Below are 20,797 nucleotides of genomic sequence, written 5' to 3'. Positions count from 1 at the left end.
ACCCTTCCTCCTCCTGATCCTCACAGGATAAGTGCTTTGACCAACATCTGTTCTACCGGCCTTGATATAGGCTTTGCCTCGCTGGATTACCTGCAAATCGGCTTCCTGGGCATCATTCAGGGCATCACCGAGTTGTTGCCCGTGTCCTCCACCGCGCATATGCGCATCGTGCCCGCCCTGCTCGGCTGGCCTGATCCCGGTTCGGCGTTTTCGGCGGCCATGCAGTTGGCCGCGTTGGCGGCGGTGGTCAGTTATTTCTGGCGTGACGTTCAACAAGTTGTCAGCGGCAGTGTCGGCGCGATACGCCAACGCGATTACAGCAACCAGTGGTTCATCCTCGCGGTGGCTATCGTGTTGGCGACCATTCCCATCGGTATTGCCGGCATCGCGCTGTCCTCGACCCTCAATGCCTGCAACTCGCCGTTGCGGGGGCTGATGGTGATCGGGATTTCCTGCGTGGTCATGGCGGTTTTGCTGGCGGCCGCCGAACTCAGTTGTCGGCATCGCCGCACCGTTGGCGAAATGCGCCTGCGTGATGCGCTGATCGTTGGCATTGCCCAGATCGGCGCACTGATCCCCGGGGTGTCGCGTTCGGGGTCAACGCTGACCGCGGCGCTGTTCCTCAATTTCAAACGTGAAGAGGCAGCGCGGTTTTCCTTCCTGCTGGGGCTGCCCGCAATCGCCCTGGCCGGTTTGAAGGAGCTGTGGGTGTTGTTCCATGCTGATCTTCCCGCGCAAGCCTGGGCGCACCTGGTTTTCGGCCTGGTGATCGCCAGCATCTCGGCGTTTTTCGCCATCTGGGGCCTGATGCGCTTTCTGGAAAAGTTCTCCACCTGGCCGTTTGTCATCTACCGAGCGGTGCTCGGGATCTTCCTGATTGTTGCGGTCAGCACCGGGCTCCTGAGCTAACGCCCCGCCACAAAAAAACAAAACCCGCACAAGGCGGGTTTTGTTTTTTTACCGATCAAGCAATCAGTCAGCCAGGCGCCAGGTCGTCCCGCCCTTGCCGTCTTCCAGCACCACGCCCATGGCCGTGAGCTGGTCGCGGATGCGGTCGGATTCGGCCCAGTCTTTGCCGGCACGTGCCGCCAGACGCGCAGCAATCAGCGCCTCGACTTCAGCGGCGTCCACCCGCCCTTCGGCGCCGGCCTGCAGGAAATCATCGGCTTCAAGCTGCAACACACCCAACACACTGGCCAGCTCTTTCAGACGCGCCGCCAGACCGGCCGCCGCATCGAGATCGCTCTCGCGCAGGCGGTTGATCTCACGCACCATCTCGAACAATACGGCGCAGGCTTCAGGCGTGCCGAAGTCGTCGTTCATCACCGTGGTGAAGCGCTCGACGAACGCTTCGCCGCCAGCCGGAGCCACGCTCGGCAGGCCTTTCAACGCATGGTAGAAACGCTCCAGAGCGCCCTTGGCGTCCTTGAGGTTATCTTCCGAATAGTTGATCGCGCTGCGGTAGTGGCTGGACACCAGCAGGTAACGCACGACTTCCGGGTGGTACTTGTCGAGCACGTCGCGGATGGTGAAGAAGTTGTTCAAGGACTTGGACATCTTCTCGCCATTGATACGGATCATGCCGCAATGCATCCACGCGTTGGCGTAGGTCTTGCCGGTGGCCGCTTCGCTCTGGGCGATTTCGTTTTCGTGGTGCGGGAACTCCAGGTCGCTGCCACCGCCATGAATGTCGAAGGTTTCGCCGAGGCAGCACGTGGACATCACCGAGCACTCGATGTGCCAGCCCGGACGCCCGGCGCCCCATGGCGACTCCCAGCTTGGCTCGCCCGGCTTGGCGGCTTTCCACAGCACGAAGTCCAGCGGGTCCTGCTTGGACTCGCCGACTTCGATCCGCGCACCGATGCGCAGGTCTTCGATTTTCTTGCGCGACAGCTTGCCGTAGCCCATGAACTTGCCGACGCGGTAATACACGTCGCCATTGCCCGGGGCATAGGCGTAACCCTTGTCGATCAGGGTCTGGATCATGGCGTGCATGCCAGGGATGTGATCCGTGGCGCGCGGCTCCATGTCCGGCTTCTTGATGTTCAGGCGCGCTTCATCTTCGTGCATTGCCGCGATCATGCGCTCGGTCAAGGCTTCGAACGACTCGCCGTTCTCGTTGGCCCGATTGATGATCTTGTCGTCGATGTCGGTGATGTTGCGCACGTAGGTCAGATCATAGCCGCTGAAGCGCAACCAGCGGGTGATCAGGTCGAACGCGACCATGCTGCGGCCATGGCCGAGGTGGCAGTAGTCGTACACGGTCATGCCGCACACGTACATGCGCACCTTGTTGCCATCCAGCGGCTTGAAGACTTCTTTGCTCTTGGTGAGCGTGTTGTAGATCGTAAGCACGTTAATTCCTTGACGCTAAATCACTGGCCCCACGAATCACGCAGGGTCACGGTACGGTTGAATACCGGCTGACCTGGTTTCGAATCCTTGATATCGGCGACGAAGTAGCCTTCGCGCTCGAACTGGAAACGGTCTTCCGGCTGTGCATGGCCCAGCGAGGGTTCAGCACGACAACCGGTGAGTACCTGCAGCGAATCAGGGTTGATGTTGTCCAGGAAACTGGCGCTGTCTTCGGCCTTCTCCGGGTTCGGAGAGCGGAACAGACGATCGTACAGGCGTACTTCGCACTCGATGCTGGCAGCGGCCGGCACCCAGTGGATCACGCCCTTGACCTTGCGGCCTTCGGGGTTCTTGCCCAGGGTGTCCGGATCGTAGGAGCAACGCAGCTCGACGATGTTGCCGTCGGCGTCCTTGATCGCTTCGTCGGCACGGATCACGTAGCTGCCGCGCAGACGCACTTCGCCGGCCGGTTCCAGGCGCTTGTAGCCTTTTGGCGGCTCTTCCATGAAGTCTTCACGGTCGATGTAGATCTCACGGGCAAACGGCAGAACGCGCACGCCCATGTCTTCTTTCGGGTGGCATGGCAGTTCGAGGTTCTCGACCTGGCCTTCCGGGTAGTTGGTGATCACGACTTTCAGCGGACGCAGCACGCACATGGCGCGCGGGGCGCTGTGGTCGAGATCGTCACGGATGCTGAATTCGAGCATGCCGAAATCCACCACGCCGTCGGAACGGTTGGTGCCGATCATTTCGCAGAAGTTGCGGATCGATTTCGGCGTGTAGCCACGGCGGCGGAAGCCCGACAGCGTGGACATGCGCGGGTCGTCCCAGCCATTGACATGACCTTCGTCCACGAGCTGCTTGAGCTTGCGCTTGCTGGTGATGGTGTAGTTCAGGTTCAGGCGGCTGAACTCGTACTGGCGCGGGTTGGCCGGCACGGGCAGGTTCTCGAGGAACCACTCGTACAGCGGACGGTGGCTTTCGAACTCCAGGGTGCAGATCGAGTGGGTGATGCCTTCGATGGCGTCCGACTGACCGTGGGTGAAATCGTAGTTCGGGTAGATGCACCACTTGTCACCGGTCTGGTGGTGGTGGGCGTGGCGGATGCGGTACATGATCGGGTCGCGCAGGTTCATGTTCGGCGAGGCCATGTCGATCTTGGCTCGCAGCACACGTGCACCATCCGGGAATTCGCCGGCGCGCATGCGGGCGAACCAGTCCAGGTTCTCTTCGACGCTGCGGTCGCGGAACGGGCTGTTGCGGCCTGGCTCGGTCAGGCTGCCACGGTATTCCTTGGCTTGTTCCGGGGTCAGGTCGTCGACATAGGCCTTGCCGGCCTTGATCAGCTCGACGGCCCAGTCGTGCAACTGGTCGAAATACTGCGAGGCATAGCGCACTTCACCGGACCATTCGAAACCCAGCCATTTGACGTCGCTTTCGATTGCGTCGATGTATTCCTGGTCTTCCTTGGCCGGGTTGGTGTCGTCGAAACGCAGGTGCGTGACGCCGCCGAACTCCTGGGCCAGGCCGAAGTTCACGCAGATCGACTTGGCGTGGCCGATGTGCAGGTAGCCATTGGGCTCAGGCGGGAAACGCGTGACGATCTGCGTGTGCTTGCCCGAGTCCAGGTCTGCCTGGATGATCGGCCGCAGGAAATTGACCGGCACAGCAGGGCCGGTCTTGGCATTCGAGGTAGGGTCGACAGTGGGCTTGCTCATAGGATCCTTGAACGTACAAGTGCGTGGCCGTAATAAAGGCCGGACAAAACAAAGCCGCTATCATAGCCGATGCCGTCAAGCAGCTGACAGAGCAGGCCTGCAAACGGTCGCATTTAATGGGGCGCAAATGAAAAACAGCCTCGAAATTCGCGTCTGGCACGCTAAACTGCGCACCTTGGCCGAAAAAGGCTGAACCGGTGAAGGGACCGCAATGTCCCAACACCCACGAATTCCCTGAAAAGAGTAGTAATCATGACCCAAGTCAAACTGACCACCAACCATGGCGACATCGTCCTGGAACTGAACGCCGAGAAAGCCCCGATCACCGTGGCCAACTTCGTCGAATACGTCAAAGCCGGTCACTACGAAAACACTGTTTTCCACCGCGTCATCGGTAACTTCATGATCCAGGGCGGCGGTTTCGAGCCTGGCATGAAAGAAAAGAAAGACAAGCGCCCAAGCATCCAGAACGAAGCCGACAACGGCCTGCCGAACGAGAAGTACAGCGTGGCCATGGCGCGCACCATGGAGCCGCATTCGGCTTCCGCCCAGTTCTTCATCAACGTGGCTGACAACAGCTTCCTGAACCACAGCGCCAAGACCACTCAGGGCTGGGGCTACGCCGTATTCGGCAAAGTCGTTGCAGGCACCGACGTTGTCGACAAGATCAAAGGTGTTTCCACCACCATGAAGGCCGGCCACCAGGACGTACCCGCAGACGACGTGATCATCGAGAAAGCCGAGATCATTGAGTGATATTGCTGATTTCAGATTTGCATCTGGAAGAGGAGCGCCCGGACATTACCCGGGCGTTTCTGGATTTGCTCGCCGGACGCGCCCGCTCGGCGAGTGCGTTGTACATTCTGGGCGACTTTTTCGAGGCGTGGATTGGCGACGATGCCATGACGCCGTTCCAGCGTTCCATCTGCCAGGCCCTGCGCGACCTCAGCGACAGCGGCACGGCCATCTTTCTGATGCACGGCAATCGCGACTTCATGCTCGGCCAGGCCTTTTGCAAACAGGCCGGCTGCACCTTGCTGAAGGATCCGAGTGTCGTGCAACTGGCAGGCGAGCCAGTGCTATTGATGCACGGCGACAGCCTCTGCACCCGCGACGAAGCCTATATGAAGCTGCGTCGCTACCTGCGCAACCCGATCACCCTGTTCATCCTGCGGCATCTGCCGCTGCGTACGCGGCACAAGCTGGCACGCAAGCTGCGCAGTGAAAGCCGTGCGCAAACGCGGATGAAGGCCAATGACATCGTTGATGTCACACCCGAAGAAATTCCGCGGATCATGCAGAAATACGGGGTGAAAACCCTGATTCACGGCCACACCCATCGCCCCGCCGTGCACAAGCTGCAACTGGGCGATCAAGCCGCCCGGCGCATTGTGCTGGGGGATTGGGATCGCCAAGGGTGGGCATTGCAGGTCGATGAACAGGGGTTTGCATTGGCGCCGTTTGACTTCGCACCGCCGCCGCAATTGGCTGCCCCCGCCAACTGAGTTGCACAACAAAAAACTGTAGGAGCGAGCTTGCTAGCCCCTACAGGGATTGCGTTTGTATCAATGCCCGGCAGAGGCCGCCGGCCCGGCCTTGGCGGTAAAGGGTGGCTTGGCCAGCCAGACGATCACGATCAGGCCCATGAACATCCAGCCCAGCAGCGTGAAGTAGTCCACCGTGGACATGATGTACGCCTGGCTGATCACCATCTGATCCAGCTGCGTATAAGCCTTGGCCCCTGCCCCGCCCAATTGATGTAACGCCTCCCGGGTGGCCGGGTCGAACGGGGTGATGCTTTCGGTCAGGTAGGCATGGTGCTGGTCAGCCCGGCGAATCCAGATCCAGGTCGTCAGCGAGGCGGCAAAGCTACCGCCCAGTGTCCGCAGAAACGTCGCCAGGCCGGAACCGTCGGCAATCTGGCTGGGCGGCAGGTCCGACAGCAGGATCGTCAGGGTCGGCATGAAGAACAACGCCACGCCGATGCCCATGAACAACTGCACCAGGGCGATGTGCTGGATATCCACTTCATTGGTGAAGCCGGCACGCATGAAGCAACTCAGGCCGATCGCCAGGAACGCCCCGCCCGCCAGCACCCGCATGTCGAATCGCGGGGCGTATTTGCCGACGAAAGGGGACATGAGCACCGGCAGGATGCCCAATGGCGCGACAGCAAGGCCGGCCCAGGTCGCGGTGTAGCCCAATCGGGTCTGCAACCATTGCGGCAGGATCAGGTTGATCCCGAAGAATCCGGCATAGCCCAGCACCAACACGAGGGTGCCAAAGCGGAAGTTGCGGTAGGCGAACAGCCGCAAGTTCACCACCGGGTGTTCATCGGTCATTTCCCAGATCACGAAAAACGCCAGGGCGACCACGGAAATCACCGAACCGATAATGATGAAACCGGATTCGAACCAGTCGGCATCGTTGCCTTTGTCGAGGACGATCTGCAACGCGCCGACGCCGATGATCAGCGCGATCAGGCCCACGTAATCCATGGGCTGGCGGCTGGTGACCACCGGACGTTTCTTCATCTGCTGGGTGACCACCCAGGCGGCGAACAAACCGATCGGCACGTTAATGAAGAAGATCCATGGCCAGCTGTAACTGTCGGTGATCCAGCCGCCGAGGATCGGCCCGGCAATCGGCGCCACCACCGTGACCATCGCCAACAGCGCCAGTGCCATCCCCCGTTTCGCCGGGGGGTAGACCGCAATCAGCAGCGTTTGGGTCATCGGATACAACGGCCCCGCCACCACCCCTTGCAGCACGCGAAAACCCACCAGTTCCGGCATGGAGGTGGAAATACCGCACAGGAACGAGGCGAGTACGAACAGCAGCGTCGCCCAGACAAACAGCTTCACCTCGCCAAACCGCCGGCTGAGCCAACCGGTCAGCGGCAAGGCAATGGCGTTGCTGACGGCAAACGAAGTGATCACCCAGGTGCCCTGCTCCGAGCTCACCCCGAGGTTGCCGGAAATCGTCGGCAGCGCCACGTTGGCGATGGTGGTGTCGAGCACTTGCATGAAGGTCGCCAGCGACAGGCCGATGGTGCTCAGCAGCAGGCTGGGCGGCGAAAAAGAGGCGTTATTGCTCATCGCGAATCCTTTGAAACCTTGTTGGCGCTGCGTCTGTTAGAGACACAGGGGACCCTGTGGGAGCGAGCTTGCTCGCGATGGCGAATGAACATTCAACACATTCATTGACTGGCAAACCGCTATCGCGAGCAAGCCCGCTCCCACTGAGGGGGCAGCTTGCTGCACATAGGCGAATCAGCGCTGCGCGGTCTTGCTGACCGCGGCGCTGTTGTCGTGGATCAGTTGAGCGATCATTTGGTCAGCCTCGGCCAACTGACGGTCATAGATGTTGGTGCTGAACGACGCCTTTTGCGGCGGCTGTTGCGCCAGTACCGGGCCACTCTGGTCATGCAGGTTCACATCCACCACGGTCGACAAGCCGACCCGCAGGGGGTGCTTGGCCAGCTCATCGGCGTTGACGTGAATCCGCACCGGCACGCGCTGCACGATCTTGATCCAGTTACCGGTGGCGTTCTGCGCGGGCAGTAGGGCGAACGCGCTGCCGGTACCGGCACCAAGGCTGTCGATGGTGCCGCTGTATTTCACGGCACTGCCGTAAAGGTCGGCTTCGATTTCCACGGGCTGGCCGATGCGCATGTCACGCAACTGGGTTTCCTTGAAGTTGGCGTCGATCCACAACTGATCCAGCGGGATCACCGCCATCAGCGCCGTGCCCGGCTGCACACGCTGCCCGAGCTGCACGGTGCGCTTGGCCACATAACCGGTGACCGGCGCAATCAAGGTGCTGCGCGAGTTGTTCAGGTACGCCTGGCGCAATTGCGCGGCAGCGGCCATCACGTCCGGATGCGACGACACCACGGTGTCATCCACCAGGGCGGCGGTGGTTTTCAGTCGCTGCTTGGCGTCGGCCAGGGCGTTTTGCGCCGAGGTCAGGTCATCACGGGCGTGGGACAGTTCTTCCTGGGAAATCGCCCCGCCCGCCGCGAGGTTTTTGCGGCGATTGAAGTTGTCCTGGGCTTTCTGCACTTCTGCCTGCTGGGCATTGACCTGGGCTTTCTGGCCATCGACGTTGCTGTACAGGCCGCGCACCTGACGCACGGTGCGGGCCAGATTGGCCTGGGCACTTTGCAGACCGATTTCCGCATCGTTCGGGTCAAAGTTGACCAATACCTGGCCTTCATGGACCAGATCGCCATCATCGGCACCGATGCTGACCACGGTGCCGGTCACCAACGGCGTGATTTCCACCACGTTGCCATTGACATAAGCGTCGTCGGTGCTTTCGCTCCAGCGACCGTAAAACTCGTGGTAGGCCCAGACGCCCGCGCCGCTCAGCGCCACCGCCGCCGCGAGGATCAGCAGCATGAACTTGCGCTTGCCCGAGTTGGGATTGCCGGGAGTGTTTTCAGCAGTTTGAGTTGTATCGGCAGTGGCCATGACAAATACCTTGAATTAGTGGCTCAGCGTGGCTGGCGATGTGTTGGCTGAAGCGAGGGTGTCGGGCGTGAACCCGCCGCCCAGCGCCTGCATCAGTTGGATCGACAAGTCGATCTGCTCGGCATTCAGGTTGGCCAGCTGCCGCTGGGCCTGGAGCAATTGCTGTTCGATGCTGAGCACGTCCAGGTAGTTGCCGATGCCGGAACCGTACCGCTGGACCACGGTGTTGTAAGAATCCTGGGCGATGTCGGTGGCGTGTTGCTGGGCGGCGATTTGCCGGCCGATGTCACGCAACTGGTTGATGCTGTCACTGACATCTCCCAACGCCTTCACCAGGCTTTTGTTGTACTGCGCCACCGCGAGGTCGTAATCGGCGTCGCGGGAATCGAGATCGGCGCGCAGGCGGCCGCCATCGAAAATCGGCAGTGAAATCGTCGGCCCGACATTGAAGAAACGACTGGCCGAACCGAACATCGCATCGCCCAACAACGATTGGGCACCGGCTGCCGCGCTCAGGTTCAAGTTGGGATAAAACCGGGTTTTGCCGGCGTCGATGTTCTTGCTGGCTGCCTCGACTCGCCAGCGCGCGGCCACCAGGTCCGGACGACGACCGAGCAACTCGGCCGGCAGCACCGACGGCAACGCCACAGCGCTGGCTTGAAGGACTTTCGGCCGGGCAATCTCGTTACCGCGATCCGGGCCCTTGCCCAGCAGCACGGCCAGGGCGATTTTGGCGCTTTGCAGGCGTTTTTCGGCGTCGATCAGGTTCGCTTCAGAGGTGGCTTCCAGGCTTTCGGTCTGCTGGAACTGGTACTGACTGTCGATCCCGGCGCTCAGTCGACGCTGGCTCAAATCAAGCATCTGCCGGGTGCGTTTGAGGTCTTCGGCGGACAGGTCATAGACGATGTGCGCCTGCCCCAGATCGCTGTAGGCGCGGGCCACGTCGGCAGACAAGGTCAACTGCGCGGCCTGCTGATCGATTTCAGCGGCACGGGCCTGGCCCAAGGCGGCTTCCCAGGCGTCACGCTGGCCACCCCAGAGGTCGAAGTTGTAATTGAAACTGGCGCCGATGTTACGCAGGGTGGAGTACGTGTCGCCCTGGCCGGTCGGGTCTTGATCGCGGGCCAGACGCGAACGGGTCACGCCGGCACTGGCATCGACGGTCGGCATCCGCGCGGCATCGGCGGCGTACGCGGCAGCGCTGGCCTGATGGGCACGGGCGTCGGCGATCTGCATGTCGGGACTGTCGTGCAGGGCTTCGCGAATCAGGCCGTCGAGCTGAGGGTCGCCGAGGCTTTTCCACCAGTCGCTTTTCGGCCAGGCCGCCGGCGACAGAGTCACACCACTAAGGGATTGCCCGGCCTTGAGGTTTTTCGCCTCGAGGCTGACACCTTCGGTATTCAGGCCGCTGTAATTGGCACAACCGGCTAGCGTCATGGCCAACAGCACGAGGCTGAAACCGGTACGCAGGGTTTTGCTGCTCATTTGTCACCTACCCGCAGCAGAGTGATCGCGTCACCGGCTGCCACCAATATTTTCTTCAGGATCTGTTCCAGGGTCTTCAACTCTTCAGGGGTGATGCCGCCGGCCAGTTCGTTCATGGCATCGGCACCGATGTGCGGCAACAGGGCGGCCAGTTTCTGGCCCTCTTCGGTCAGCACCAGCTGGACCTGCCGGCGATCGGCTTCGGAGCGTTGGCGGGCAAGTAAACCTTTCTGTTCCAGACGATCGAGCATCCGGGTCATCGAACCGCTGTCCAAAGACAGGTGCCGGCACAGCTCGGCCGGGGTATCGACGCCGAACTGGGCCACGATGATCAGCACCTTGAACTGCGCGGCGGTGATGCCATGGGGCTCCATGTGCGTGTCGATGATGCGGTCCTTGAGCAGCGCGGCGCGTCCGAGCAGCAGGCCAAGGTGGCAATTTTGGAAATCGTCTGGCGAGAAATGTTTCATCTGGACACCAATTAGCTGCCTAGGCAGTGAATGTATGTCGAGATATTACTGCTTAGGCAGCGAATGTCAACGCAATAGTTAGCCTGCTTTGTAATTAGTTGACTAACGGCGTCGGATATTAACGGCGAACGCAGTGATGCCTTTGCTGGCAAACCTGCTCCTACAGGTCCATGGATTCCGTTAGGAGCAGGCTTGCCAGCCAGGGTTGAGAGCAGGTTTTGGAGAGCGCGGGACCTAGAAATCCCGCTTGTAGAAGATGTCCAGCGAACTGGCCACGCCGCCAGCGGCTTCGAGGTAGACCTTTTTGCTCAGCTTGTAACGTAAGGCAATGGTGTTCGCCGGTTCGAATACACCCACGCCATAGCGCAGGCTGAGCTTCTCGGAGAGGTTGCCGCTCGCCACCACGCTGGTGGTGTTGCCGCTGCCCTGGGTATCGAGCTGGAAGTCCTGAATCCCCAGGTTCTTGGCCAGCCCGCTGGTGACCCCGGAACTGCCCATCAATCCCAACCCGAGGGCCGCCTGGGCAAGCATGTTGTTGTCCTCGCCATTGCTGCTCAGCGGACGGCCCAACACCAGATAAGACAGCGCCTGCTCCTGGCTCATGGCCGGTTCGGAGAAAATCTGCGTGGTCGGCTGCTCGGCGCTGCCGCTCAAGCGGATGCCGGCGATCACGTCGTCAGTCTTGCGAATGGCTTCGATGTCGAGATACGGCTGATCGATCGGGCCGGCAAACAGCAAGCGCGCCCGGCGCACGGTCAACCGCTGACCGTAGGCACGATAGCGACCGTCGTTGAGCCAGAGTTCTCCCCGGGTGTCCATGTTGTCGCCGATGTGCACATGGCCTTGCAGGTTGGCCGTGAGACCAAACCCGGCGAAGCTCAGTTTGTCCTCGCCCACCACCACATCGATGTCCATCAGCGTGGCCATCGGCGGCTTGCCCTCTTCGGTCTGCTGGCCGACGATCACCGTGTCATCGGAGACCTTGACCGTTGAGGGCGGCAACTCGCGAATGATGATTTCGCCCTTGGGCACCTGGACTTTCCCGGCGACCGCCAGTTTGTTGTCCTTGATCGAAATCTTCAGGTCCGGCGCCACTTCCAGCTTCGCGTAAGGCTCGACGGTGACCGGCAACTGCGAGCCCTTGAGCGCCAGGTCCACCACCAGGGCCTGGCCCCAGGCGACGTTGCCGCTCAAACTGCCCTGCCCGCTCTTGCCGCTCTTCCAGCCACCGTTCAACTGCACGGTTTCGCCGACGATGACCGCCTGCATTTGCAAATCCTGAAGTTCCATCGGTAACTCAGGCCCGAAGACCCCGCCATCGCTGAGCAGCAGGTTGCCATTGACCTGCGGTGCCAGCAGGCCCCCGGAAATCGTGCCGCTACCGTTCAAACGGCCACTCAGTTTTTCCACCATGGGCACAAATGGCCGCGCCACCGACAGGTCCAGGCCACTCAAGCGGAACGAACCACTCAGCGGCTTGTTCTTGGGCAACGGGTTGATCTGCGCCTGAACCATCAGTTCGCCGAGCTTGCCGCCGACGAAGTTGAGGTCGGTGTCGATGCGCTTGGGCGTGAGTTTGCTGGTGAGTTTCAGGGTCTGGTACGGGAAGTCCAGCCACTGATCCTTCTCGCGCATGCGCAAGACGCCACCGCTGGCGTCGAGGCTGACCTGGCCGTTCGGGCCGCTGGCTGGAAGATCCAGCTGCACGTCGGCGTTGAGTCGACCCTGCCAGGCGAAGTCTTTGGGCAACCATTGCGCGAGGCTTTCGATGGGGAACTGCTTGAGGTGATAGCGCAGTTTCGGATCAGGCATCAGGCGCTGGTCTTCGCCGCACAGACTGGCCGGGCCGGACTGCCAGCAATGGGCACCGAAGTTGATCTTGCCGTCCGCCAGCCGCTCCAGTTTTGCCGGGCCTTGCAGCTTCCAGTCCTGGCCGCCGGCCTGGATATCGCCGCTGGCCAGGCGTCCGCGCCAGTTGCCTTTGTCCAGGATGCCGTCGACACCGAGGGCCAGCTTCAGCTTCGGCCCTTGCAGATCGAGGGTGAGTTTCTGGTTTTTGATATCGCCCTGCCCACTGGCGGTCAGGGTGCCGAGGGAGGTGTCGCCGGCCTGGATCCCGCTGCCCTTGAGGTCGATGTTCGCCCGTTGCGCGCTGTCGAGGGTGGCGTCCAGGTTCAGGCTTTGCAGCCGATTGTCGGCGAACGCCAGCTGAGTGCCTTGCAGACCCAACTTGCCTTGCGGCGCCTTGAGCGTGCCGGCGACATCGATCCGGCCATTGAGCTGGCCGCGCAATTGAGGCCAGAGCTGGGCCAGACGCGGCAGCTTGATATCGATCTGTCCGGCGACCTTCTGTTGCAGGCTGCCCTTGCCGCTGATGCTGTTGTCGCCCAGGCGAATCTGCAGTGCATCGAGGTTCCACTGCTCGCCGCCACCATTGGCCTTGGCCTGGATCACCGCAGGCTGACCACGCAGTTTGCCTTTCAAATCAAGGTCGGCGCTCAGGCTGAGTTTCTCATCCTTCACCTCCCCTTGGCTGCGCAACGGCCCGGCCAGGGTGCCCGGCAATTCCCCCACCCAGTACGCCGGGTTGATCGCCGACAAATCCAGCGCGGTATCCCAGGCAATACCATTGGCGAACTGCAGGTTCAGATGCCCTTCAGCCTTGCCCTGGCCGGCCGTAAGTTGAATTTGTTGCAGGTAGATTTTTGTCAGGTCACCCGCGAACGGACTGGTCAGGCTGAACGCCCCGGCCGGGCCGTCCAGGGCGGCGTTGAAATGGCCGAGGTACTGACCGTCCGTGTAGGAGACTTCGCCATTGAAGCTGCGCAACGCCACTTGCGGCTCATCAATCAGCGGATAGAGGCGATGCCACGGGAAGTCCAGCCAATCGATTTTCGCTTCGGCACTCAGGCCCTTGCTCCAATCGACTTGCCCGGAAAGCTTGAGGTTTTGCTTGTCGCTGGCGGTCAGATCCAGCGCGGCGATCTGCGCGCCATTGGCGTCGACCTTGCCTTGCAGCATCAGTGCAACAGGTCCTTGTTCGGCCGGTAACGTGGCCTTGCCGAGCAGCGAGTAGCCGTTTTTCAGGTCGCCGTCGCCCGTGAGTTCAAGTTGATTGAGTTGCAGGGTGTCCGGCAGGTCGGCGCCGGGCTTGAAACCATCAGCGGTGATGCGCACCTTGGCCGGCAGGTTCTCCACCAGCGGTTGCAGTTGGCCGGTCAGTTGGCCGTTGAGGTACCCGCTGCTGTCGGCTTTCAGATTGAGGGTTTTGAGCAAATCGCCATCGATTTTCAGGGCCAGCACCCAGGGCGCGGGGGTCGACAGGGTCAATTGCCCCTCAGCGGTGAGCGGCCAATTGCCGCCGGGCTGCAACTGCCCGGTCAAATTCAGGTTCAGATCGTCCCGCTGCAGTTTCACCGAGTCGATCTGCATCCCCTTTTCGGTCCAGTGCGCCGTCAGTTGCAGGCCCTTGAGCTGCTCGCTGCCGTTGAACCGCAAGACGCCGACCTGTACGTCACCCAACTCCAGCGCCACGGGCAATTTCAAATCCGGCAGGCTGATCGGCCCGCTGCTTTGTTCTTCACCGCCCGGCGGGAATTGCAGATTGACCTGATCAGCCTGCAATTGTTCGATACACAAGGTCATGCGCGTCAGGCACAGCGGCGACCAGGCAAAAATCACCTTGTTCAGTTCGACCTGGCTGGCGTCTTGTTGCCACACAACGCGATCGGCGCTCCATTGCCCGCCCAGGCGCCCCTGGAAGTTGTCGAGGGTCAAACCCGGCACAAAGCCAAGCACCCATCGACTGCCTGCGGCCGTGCCCAGTACCGTGGCCAGGGTCAGGGCGACCAGCATCAGCAGCGTCAGGATCGCCAGCAGCGATATGTTCAAACCACGCTTCACAACTCGGGCCCCATGGAAAAGTGCAGTCGAATGCCGCCATCGTCATCCAGCGCGTGGGCCAGGTCGAGGCGGATCGGCCCCACTGGCGAAACCCAGCGCACGCCGATACCGACGCCGGTCTTCAGGTTCGGCAGTTCAAGTGTATTGAAGGAATTGCCCTGGTCGATGAACGTGGCGACACGCCATTTTTCGGCGATGGAATATTGATACTCCGCACTGGCTGCGACCATGTAGCGGCCACCGATGCGGTCGCCCTTATTGTTTTCCGGGGACAGGCTCTGATAGTCGTAGCCGCGCACGCTCTGATCGCCACCGGCGAAGAAGCGCAGCGACGGCGGTACCGACTTATAGCCGTTGGTGGCACTGCCGCCGACCTGCACCCGACCAAGGAAACGGTGGTTGTCGAACACTGTGGTCAAGCCCTTCACCAGCGCCGTGCCATACACCAGGTTGTTATCCGAACCCAGACCTTCCTTGGCCACCTTGCTTTCGAATTGCAGGCGATAGCCATTGTGCGGGTCGATGCGGTTATCGCTTTTGAGGTACGAATAGCTGACGCCGGGCATCAGCAGGTTGCTGAGCCCCGAATCGTCGCCGAGCCGGTACTCCTCACGCTGCCACTTGAGTGATACCACCCGCTGCCATCCGCTGGGCAACTTGCTGTGCCATTCGGGACCGATGGTCAGGAGTTTGCTGAGGCTGTCCTTGTCCGCGATTTCTTCATTCTGATAGCCACCGGCGAAACGCAGTTTGTCCGTCAGCGGCGGGTCCAGAGGAATGTCGTAGAACACCCCGACGTTTTGCCGTGGTGCCGAGACTTCGGTCTCCCAGCCGTAGCTGTGCCCCTGCGGGTTGACCCAGTGGCGCGTCCAGTTAGCTTTGATCCGCGGGCCGACGTCCGTGGAATAACCCAGGCCAACGCCCATGGTCCGCGGCTTGCGGGTGTACAGCTTGACGTCCACCGGGATCACGTTGTCCCTGGAGGCGGTCGGCGCCGCGTCCACCCGCACGCCCTCGAAATAGCCACTCGATTGCAGGGCCTGGTTGAGTTCGGCAATCAGCTCGGAGTCATAGGGCGCACCCGCCTTGAACGGCACCATGCGTTGCAACAGGTCTTCATCGAACGGAGTGTCGCCCTCGAAGCTGACCTTGCCCAGGGCATAACGCGGCCCGCTGTCATAAATCAGCTCGATATCAGCCACGCCGGCCCGCGGGTCCACCGACAGTGTCGAACGGGTAAAACGCCCGTTGAAAAAGCCATAGCGCGAGGCCTGGTTCTGGATGAGCCGCTTGGCATCTTCATAGCGACCATGGTTGAGCACCGCGCCGGTTGTCAGCGCATGGTCATTGGGCACACGAAAGGATTTGAGCGAGGCGGCCGGGCCGTCGATACGGATGGTGACGTTGCGCAGATGCACCGGCTCGCCGGGGTCGACGGTCAGTATCAGTCGCGGCGTCTTGCCGCCCTTCACGTCACTGTCGATGTGCGGCTGGTAATAACCCAAGGCCTGGGCGGCTTTGCGCGCCTGCTCCTCGGCGCCCCGGCTGAAGCGCAGCAAGGCTGCTTCGTCACGATCGCCGAGACTGCCGATATAGCCCTCTATATTGGCTTTCAGTTCATCGTTGGACGGTTTGATCCGCACATCCAATTCACTTTGGGCCAGCGCCGCGCAGCTGGAAATCAGCATCAGCACGCCACTGGTAATTCTTCCTGGAAACTTCATAGGCGCGGATGCTATCACGAGCATGCTTGATGAACACGGGAGCGTGATAGAGCCTGATGCGCCCCAAAAGTTCGACGGTTACGCCGTTGCGGTATGCACGACTTGAGGATTGGCGTGGAAAAACACGTGCTCGCGGATCGGTCCTACAGCGACCTCACCAATTTCCTCATAGCCCTGCCGCTTATAGAACTCCAGATAGCGCGGATTGCCGGTGTCGAGCACCACGCCCTGAGAGTGTTCGTCCACCGCGCACCAGTTGTGCACCGCTTGCAGCAGTTGTTCGCCGAAGTGCTTGCCCTGGAATTGCGGATGAATCCCGAGCAATGGCAGCAGGTGCACCGAATCGGACGGCACGCAAGCCATCACCGCATCGTGATACTCGAGGTAGCGACGGGTGCAGCGAAACCCGGTGCTCAGCACCATCCGCAGGCGCCAGGCCCAACTTTCAGTGATGCCCAGGCGCCGTTGCGGCGGCGCGATCAGGGCGATGCCGATCAAGCGATCGTTGACCAGCAGGCCGATGGCCGGCAAATCCTGGAGAAAATGCTGCTTGACCAGCTCACGCACCGTGGCGCGCACACGCTGTTCATAGCCGGGACGCTCCGCTTCGAACAGGTAGCCGAACGTCGGCTCATGCCGGTAAGCCTGGTACAACAGGGAACGTGCTTCGCGGGAATAGCCGCTGTCGAGCATGTGAATATCGGCGATGGCGGTCGAGGTTTCGGGCATGGCGGTCATTCTCCCCGGCACAGCTCGGATGGCTGTGCTCTTGTTGGTACGAGCCCCTGGGTGGCAACACAGTTCCCTCCACAGGTATAGACCAGACTCGCAGATCAGTCAGTCAATATAAAAGACGGCTGCACGGACCCATCGCGGGCGCAACCCACCGATTCAACTCACCTCGACACTGGCCCGATGCCGACATGTCAGCTAGCATCGCCCTTTTGCCAGGACTGCCGACCATGAAGATCGTCTCCTTCAACATCAACGGGCTGCGTGCCCGCCCCCATCAGCTGGCGGCGCTGATCGAAAAACACCAGCCCGATGTGATCGGCCTGCAGGAAACCAAGGTCCATGACGACCAGTTTCCGCTCGATGAAGTCAGAGCCCTGGGCTACCACGTGTATTTCCATGGACAAAAAGGTCACTACGGCGTCGCCCTGCTGTCGCGCAAAGAACCGCTGGCGCTGCACAAGGGCTTCGCCACCGACGATGAGGATGCCCAGCGGCGTTTTATCTGGGGCACTTTCGCCGACGCCAATGACGTGCCGGTGACCATCATGAACGGCTATTTCCCCCAGGGCGAAAGCCGCGACCACCCGACCAAATTCCCGGCCAAGGAACGCTTCTACAGCGATCTGCAGCAATTGCTGGAAAGCCAGTTCCGTAATGATCAGCCGTTGGTGGTCATGGGCGATGTGAACATTTCCCCGGAAGACTGTGACATCGGGATCGGCCCGGACAACATGAAGCGTTGGCTGAAAACCGGTAAATGCAGCTTCCTGCCGGAAGAGCGCGAGTGGATGGCCCGCCTGAAGAACTGGGGCCTGGTGGACAGCTTCCGTCACCTGAACCCGGAGGTGACTGACATGTTCAGCTGGTTCGACTACCGCAGCCGCGGGTTTGAAGACGAGCCCAAGCGTGGACTGCGCATCGACCTGATCATGGCGTCCCATGGGTTGTTGCCACGGGTCAAGGATGCCGGCGTGGACTACGAACTGCGTGGTATGGAAAAACCTTCCGATCATGCGCCGATCTGGCTTGAATTGAGCTGATACCCCTCTTCTGTGGGAGCGAGCCTGCTCGCGATGGCGGACTGTCATCCAACTGAATATTGAATGCCAGGCCCTCATCGTGAGCACGCTCGCTCCCACACCGGAAAACTGTCATCTTTTAGCAACCTTACTGACTTAATCTCCCGGCACCTCCTTTGGCTATTTAAGGTGCCGGCATGACGCTGCGCGGTTTGTTCCTGTTGATGCTGTGCACCTGCTGGCCGTTGATGACCTCGGCCAGCGGTTTGCCGCTGCCCGACCATGGCCCGGTCCTGCGCATCCAGGGCTCCAACACCATCGGTGCGGCACTCGGTCCGGCGCTGGTCGAAGGACTGTTGCGCGAACAGGGCTTGCTCAAGGTGCACAGCGAAGCGCCGGACAAGTCCAACGAACTGCGGGTTGTCGGTGAAACCCCGCAAGGACGCCGCGTCGAGGTCGAGATCGCGGCCCACGGTTCCAGCACCGGTTTCACCGCGCTGAAGACCAACAACGCCGATCTGGCCGCATCCTCGCGCCCGATCAAGGACAGTGAGCTGGCCGACCTCCGGGTCCTGGGCGATCTGAAAAGCGCCGAGGCCGAGCAGGTCATCGCCATCGACGGTCTGGCGATTATCCTTCACCCGCAAAACCCGCTGAACCAACTCAACACCGAGCAACTGGCGCGCCTCTTCAGTGGCGAAGTCAAAACCTGGGAGGAACTCGGCGGCCAGGGTGGGGCCATTCATCTGTATGCGCGGGATGATCAGTCCGGTACGTACGACACCTTCAAGGAACTTGTCCTCAACCATCGCGGGAAAACCCTGAGCAGTGCAGCGAAACGTTTCGAGTCCAGCGAGCAACTGTCCGACGCGGTCAGCCTGGATCCGCAAGGTATCGGCTTCATCGGCCTGCCGTATGTGCGTTCGGCCAAAGCCGTAGCGATTGTCGATGGTCAATCCCAGGCCATGCTGCCACTCAACAGCCTGATCGCCACGGAAGACTATCCCCTGTCCCGCCGCTTGTTCCTCTACCTGCCGCCCAACGGGAAAAATCCCTGGGCCGAAGCGCTGGTGACGTTCGCGCAAAGCAGCCAGGGCCAGGCGATTGTCGCAGCCAACGGGTTTATCGCCCAGACCGTGCAGGCCATGAGCGTCACACCCAATGCGATGATGCCCGAGGCATACCAGGGACTCAGCCGCCACGCCCAGCGCCTGAGCGTGAACTTTCGCTTCGAGGAAGGCAGCGCCAGCCTGGACAACAAGGCCCGCCAGGACCTGTCACGGGTGCTCGACTATATAAAGCAACACAATAAAACCGATCGGCAGGTAACACTGGTGGGGTTTGGCGATGCCAAGAGCGACCCGGCGCGCGCTGACCTGCTGTCGAAACTGCGGGCCATGGCGGTGCGGCGCGAACTGGTGAAAAGCGGCGTGGTGCTGCGCGAAGTTCGCGGGTTTGGCGCTGAAATGCCGGTGGCGACCAATAGCGCTGATGAGGGGCGGATCAAGAATCGGCGGGTTGAGGTTTGGGTGTATTAGGCTTCACAACATTAAAACGACAAACAGACCAACCAAAAAGAACTAAGAAACTGTCAACATTGACAGGTGTTTGCTCGACGCCCCTGAAATAAGCTCGCAACGAATCCTGACCTCCACATTTGGCCCAAATGCAGGTGACGTCAGTACATCGAGGCGATTTTCAAGGAATACTCATGAGCACTGAACAAACATCTCCCAAAGCACCCGGTGATCTGGACACCCGGTTCGGCACCAACGGCGCTGTAGACGGCCCCGTAGGCGGAACGACTCACTCGGTGGTCGTGCAACCCGACGGTAATTTGATTTATGCCATACACAGCTCAAATCAATATCAAATTTACCGCACAAGCGCCGATGGGCTACCTGATCCATCGTTTGGCAGTAATGGCAGCGTTACGGGGCAATTCCAGGCCGGTAACAATTCAAAACCGACCCGACTGGTTTCGCACGACAAAAAAATACTGATCGTGGGCGATGTGCTGGAGGGGGCGGGCGGAAAACCGGCAGCCAAACGCCTGAATGAAAACGGTAGCCCTGACCTGGTTTTTCAACCCGTTATTGTCCCCCTTCCGGCTTTCTCTTCGAATGCAGCCCCTTGCGACGGGGGCGTACTCTCGGACGGAAGAGTTTTGATACTCAGCCAGCGATTTAAAAAAGAAGTCGCCGACGGGGGGTTGCTGACGTGTTGGAACAACAACGGAGAGCTCGATAAGTCCTTTGGAGATCAAGGTCACGTCGAGATTGATTTAGGTAGCGAGTTCATTCGAATGATGAGCGTCGCGGTACAGGATGACGACAAGATTGTCATAGGGATGAACGACATAACGAAGCAGTTAAGCGCTTCCGCAATAGTCCTTTGTCGCTACACGTCACGGGGAAAACTCGACACGAGTTTTGGTACTGAGGGATATACCCACCTGAGTCACGAAGTAGAGTCATACCATCTTGAAAAGATGATTGCTCAACCTGATGGCAAACTGATTTGTGTCGGGAACGCCGAGGGTACAGCTGCACTCATTATGAGATACAACGCAAACGGTACTCCTGATGATCAGTTCAACCAGGGCAAGGAGGTCAAAGTTGAGTTGACCCGTGATAGACGTCTTTTGACGGCAGTCGGCGTACAACCCGAGGATGACAAGATCGTGGTGGCCGGCTGGATGCCGGGCTCATCCAGTCAAATGTTCTCGGGTCGCTTGAATAAGGACGGTTCGCTGGATCCCACCTTTGCCAACAACTTTTATGGACACACCTTAAGAGGCGTTCCCTATGACATCGTGATGCAAGGGGACCGATTCATTATTGCCGGTATAAGTTATCGCACCCCCAATGCAGCAGTCCTGTACGGCATCCAGCGCTGACGGCTCTGCTTTCT

Annotated in this window: 15 protein-coding genes; 6 read left to right on the top strand and 9 right to left on the bottom strand. The window is 60.4% G+C overall.

What is annotated here, in order from left to right:
* Positions 1-36 precede the first annotated feature (36 nt).
* Entirely contained in the window at positions 37-909 is an 873-nt protein-coding gene (gene uppP, locus ACVWYU_RS21680; RefSeq protein ID WP_390956668.1) for an undecaprenyl-diphosphatase UppP, read from the top strand.
* Positions 910-972: 63 nt separating this feature from the next.
* Here the strand turns inward: uppP and cysS are convergent, their stop codons facing one another.
* Positions 973-2,355 carry a cysteine--tRNA ligase gene (gene cysS / locus ACVWYU_RS21675; protein WP_247256186.1) on the bottom strand — a complete coding sequence of 461 codons (1,383 nt, stop codon included), beginning with the start codon at positions 2,353-2,355 and terminating at the stop codon, positions 973-975.
* A gap of 20 nt (positions 2,356-2,375) precedes the next feature.
* Complete coding sequence (locus ACVWYU_RS21670) at positions 2,376-4,073, bottom strand: glutamine--tRNA ligase/YqeY domain fusion protein (RefSeq protein ID WP_090323533.1); 1,698 nt, start codon at positions 4,071-4,073, stop codon at positions 2,376-2,378.
* Between the two features lie 252 nt (positions 4,074-4,325).
* Between ACVWYU_RS21670 and ACVWYU_RS21665 the strand changes: the two genes are divergently transcribed.
* Together ACVWYU_RS21665 and lpxH are read left to right on the top strand one after the other, a co-directional pair.
* Positions 4,326-4,829 carry a peptidylprolyl isomerase gene (locus tag ACVWYU_RS21665; protein ID WP_090323535.1) on the top strand — a complete coding sequence of 168 codons (504 nt, stop codon included), beginning with the start codon at positions 4,326-4,328 and terminating at the stop codon, positions 4,827-4,829.
* Entirely contained in the window at positions 4,826-5,578 is a 753-nt protein-coding gene (gene lpxH, locus ACVWYU_RS21660) for a UDP-2,3-diacylglucosamine diphosphatase (protein ID WP_457373638.1), read from the top strand. The genes ACVWYU_RS21665 and lpxH overlap by 4 nt, the downstream gene beginning before the upstream one ends.
* Positions 5,579-5,638: 60 nt before the next feature.
* Here lpxH and ACVWYU_RS21655 read toward each other — a convergent pair whose 3' ends face one another.
* From ACVWYU_RS21655 to ACVWYU_RS21625, 7 genes are all read right to left on the bottom strand, one after another.
* Positions 5,639-7,171, bottom strand: a complete 1,533-nt coding sequence (locus ACVWYU_RS21655; RefSeq protein ID WP_248915403.1) for a DHA2 family efflux MFS transporter permease subunit — start codon at positions 7,169-7,171, stop codon at positions 5,639-5,641.
* A 174-nt stretch (positions 7,172-7,345) separates the two neighbouring features.
* Positions 7,346-8,548, bottom strand: coding sequence for an HlyD family secretion protein (locus ACVWYU_RS21650; RefSeq protein ID WP_090323540.1), 1,203 nt, complete (start codon positions 8,546-8,548; stop codon positions 7,346-7,348).
* Between the two features lie 15 nt (positions 8,549-8,563).
* Entirely contained in the window at positions 8,564-10,033 is a 1,470-nt protein-coding gene (locus ACVWYU_RS21645; RefSeq protein WP_457373637.1) for an efflux transporter outer membrane subunit, read from the bottom strand.
* On the bottom strand, positions 10,030-10,503 hold the full coding sequence (locus ACVWYU_RS21640; RefSeq protein ID WP_090323543.1) for a MarR family winged helix-turn-helix transcriptional regulator: 474 nt from the start codon (positions 10,501-10,503) through the stop codon (positions 10,030-10,032). Before ACVWYU_RS21640 ends, ACVWYU_RS21645 begins: the two co-directional genes overlap by 4 nt.
* Before the next feature lie 234 nt (positions 10,504-10,737).
* Complete coding sequence (locus ACVWYU_RS21635; RefSeq protein WP_457373636.1) at positions 10,738-14,406, bottom strand: translocation/assembly module TamB domain-containing protein; 3,669 nt, start codon at positions 14,404-14,406, stop codon at positions 10,738-10,740.
* Entirely contained in the window at positions 14,403-16,130 is a 1,728-nt protein-coding gene (locus ACVWYU_RS21630) for an autotransporter assembly complex protein TamA (RefSeq protein WP_457373635.1), read from the bottom strand. Before ACVWYU_RS21630 ends, ACVWYU_RS21635 begins: the two co-directional genes overlap by 4 nt.
* 78 nt (positions 16,131-16,208) lie before the next feature.
* Positions 16,209-16,859: a GNAT family N-acetyltransferase gene (locus ACVWYU_RS21625; RefSeq protein WP_457373634.1), complete on the bottom strand. Its 651-nt coding sequence runs from the start codon at positions 16,857-16,859 to the stop codon at positions 16,209-16,211.
* Positions 16,860-17,092: 233 nt separating this feature from the next.
* On the opposite strand from ACVWYU_RS21625, the gene xthA reads away from it, so the two are divergent.
* From xthA to ACVWYU_RS21610, 3 genes are all read left to right on the top strand, one after another.
* Complete coding sequence (gene xthA, locus ACVWYU_RS21620; RefSeq protein WP_090323548.1) at positions 17,093-17,905, top strand: exodeoxyribonuclease III; 813 nt, start codon at positions 17,093-17,095, stop codon at positions 17,903-17,905.
* A gap of 176 nt (positions 17,906-18,081) precedes the next feature.
* Complete coding sequence (locus ACVWYU_RS21615) at positions 18,082-19,422, top strand: substrate-binding domain-containing protein (RefSeq protein ID WP_457373633.1); 1,341 nt, start codon at positions 18,082-18,084, stop codon at positions 19,420-19,422.
* Between the two features lie 173 nt (positions 19,423-19,595).
* A complete protein-coding gene (locus tag ACVWYU_RS21610) occupies positions 19,596-20,783 on the top strand; it encodes a hypothetical protein (RefSeq protein ID WP_457373632.1) in 1,188 nt (395 codons plus the stop codon).
* The last annotated feature ends 14 nt before the right edge of the window (positions 20,784-20,797 follow it).

This window comes from Pseudomonas sp. TE12234 (genome assembly GCF_054061835.1).
Note: the sequence above shows the minus strand (reverse complement) of the source record. Positions and strands in the feature narration are given on the sequence as shown.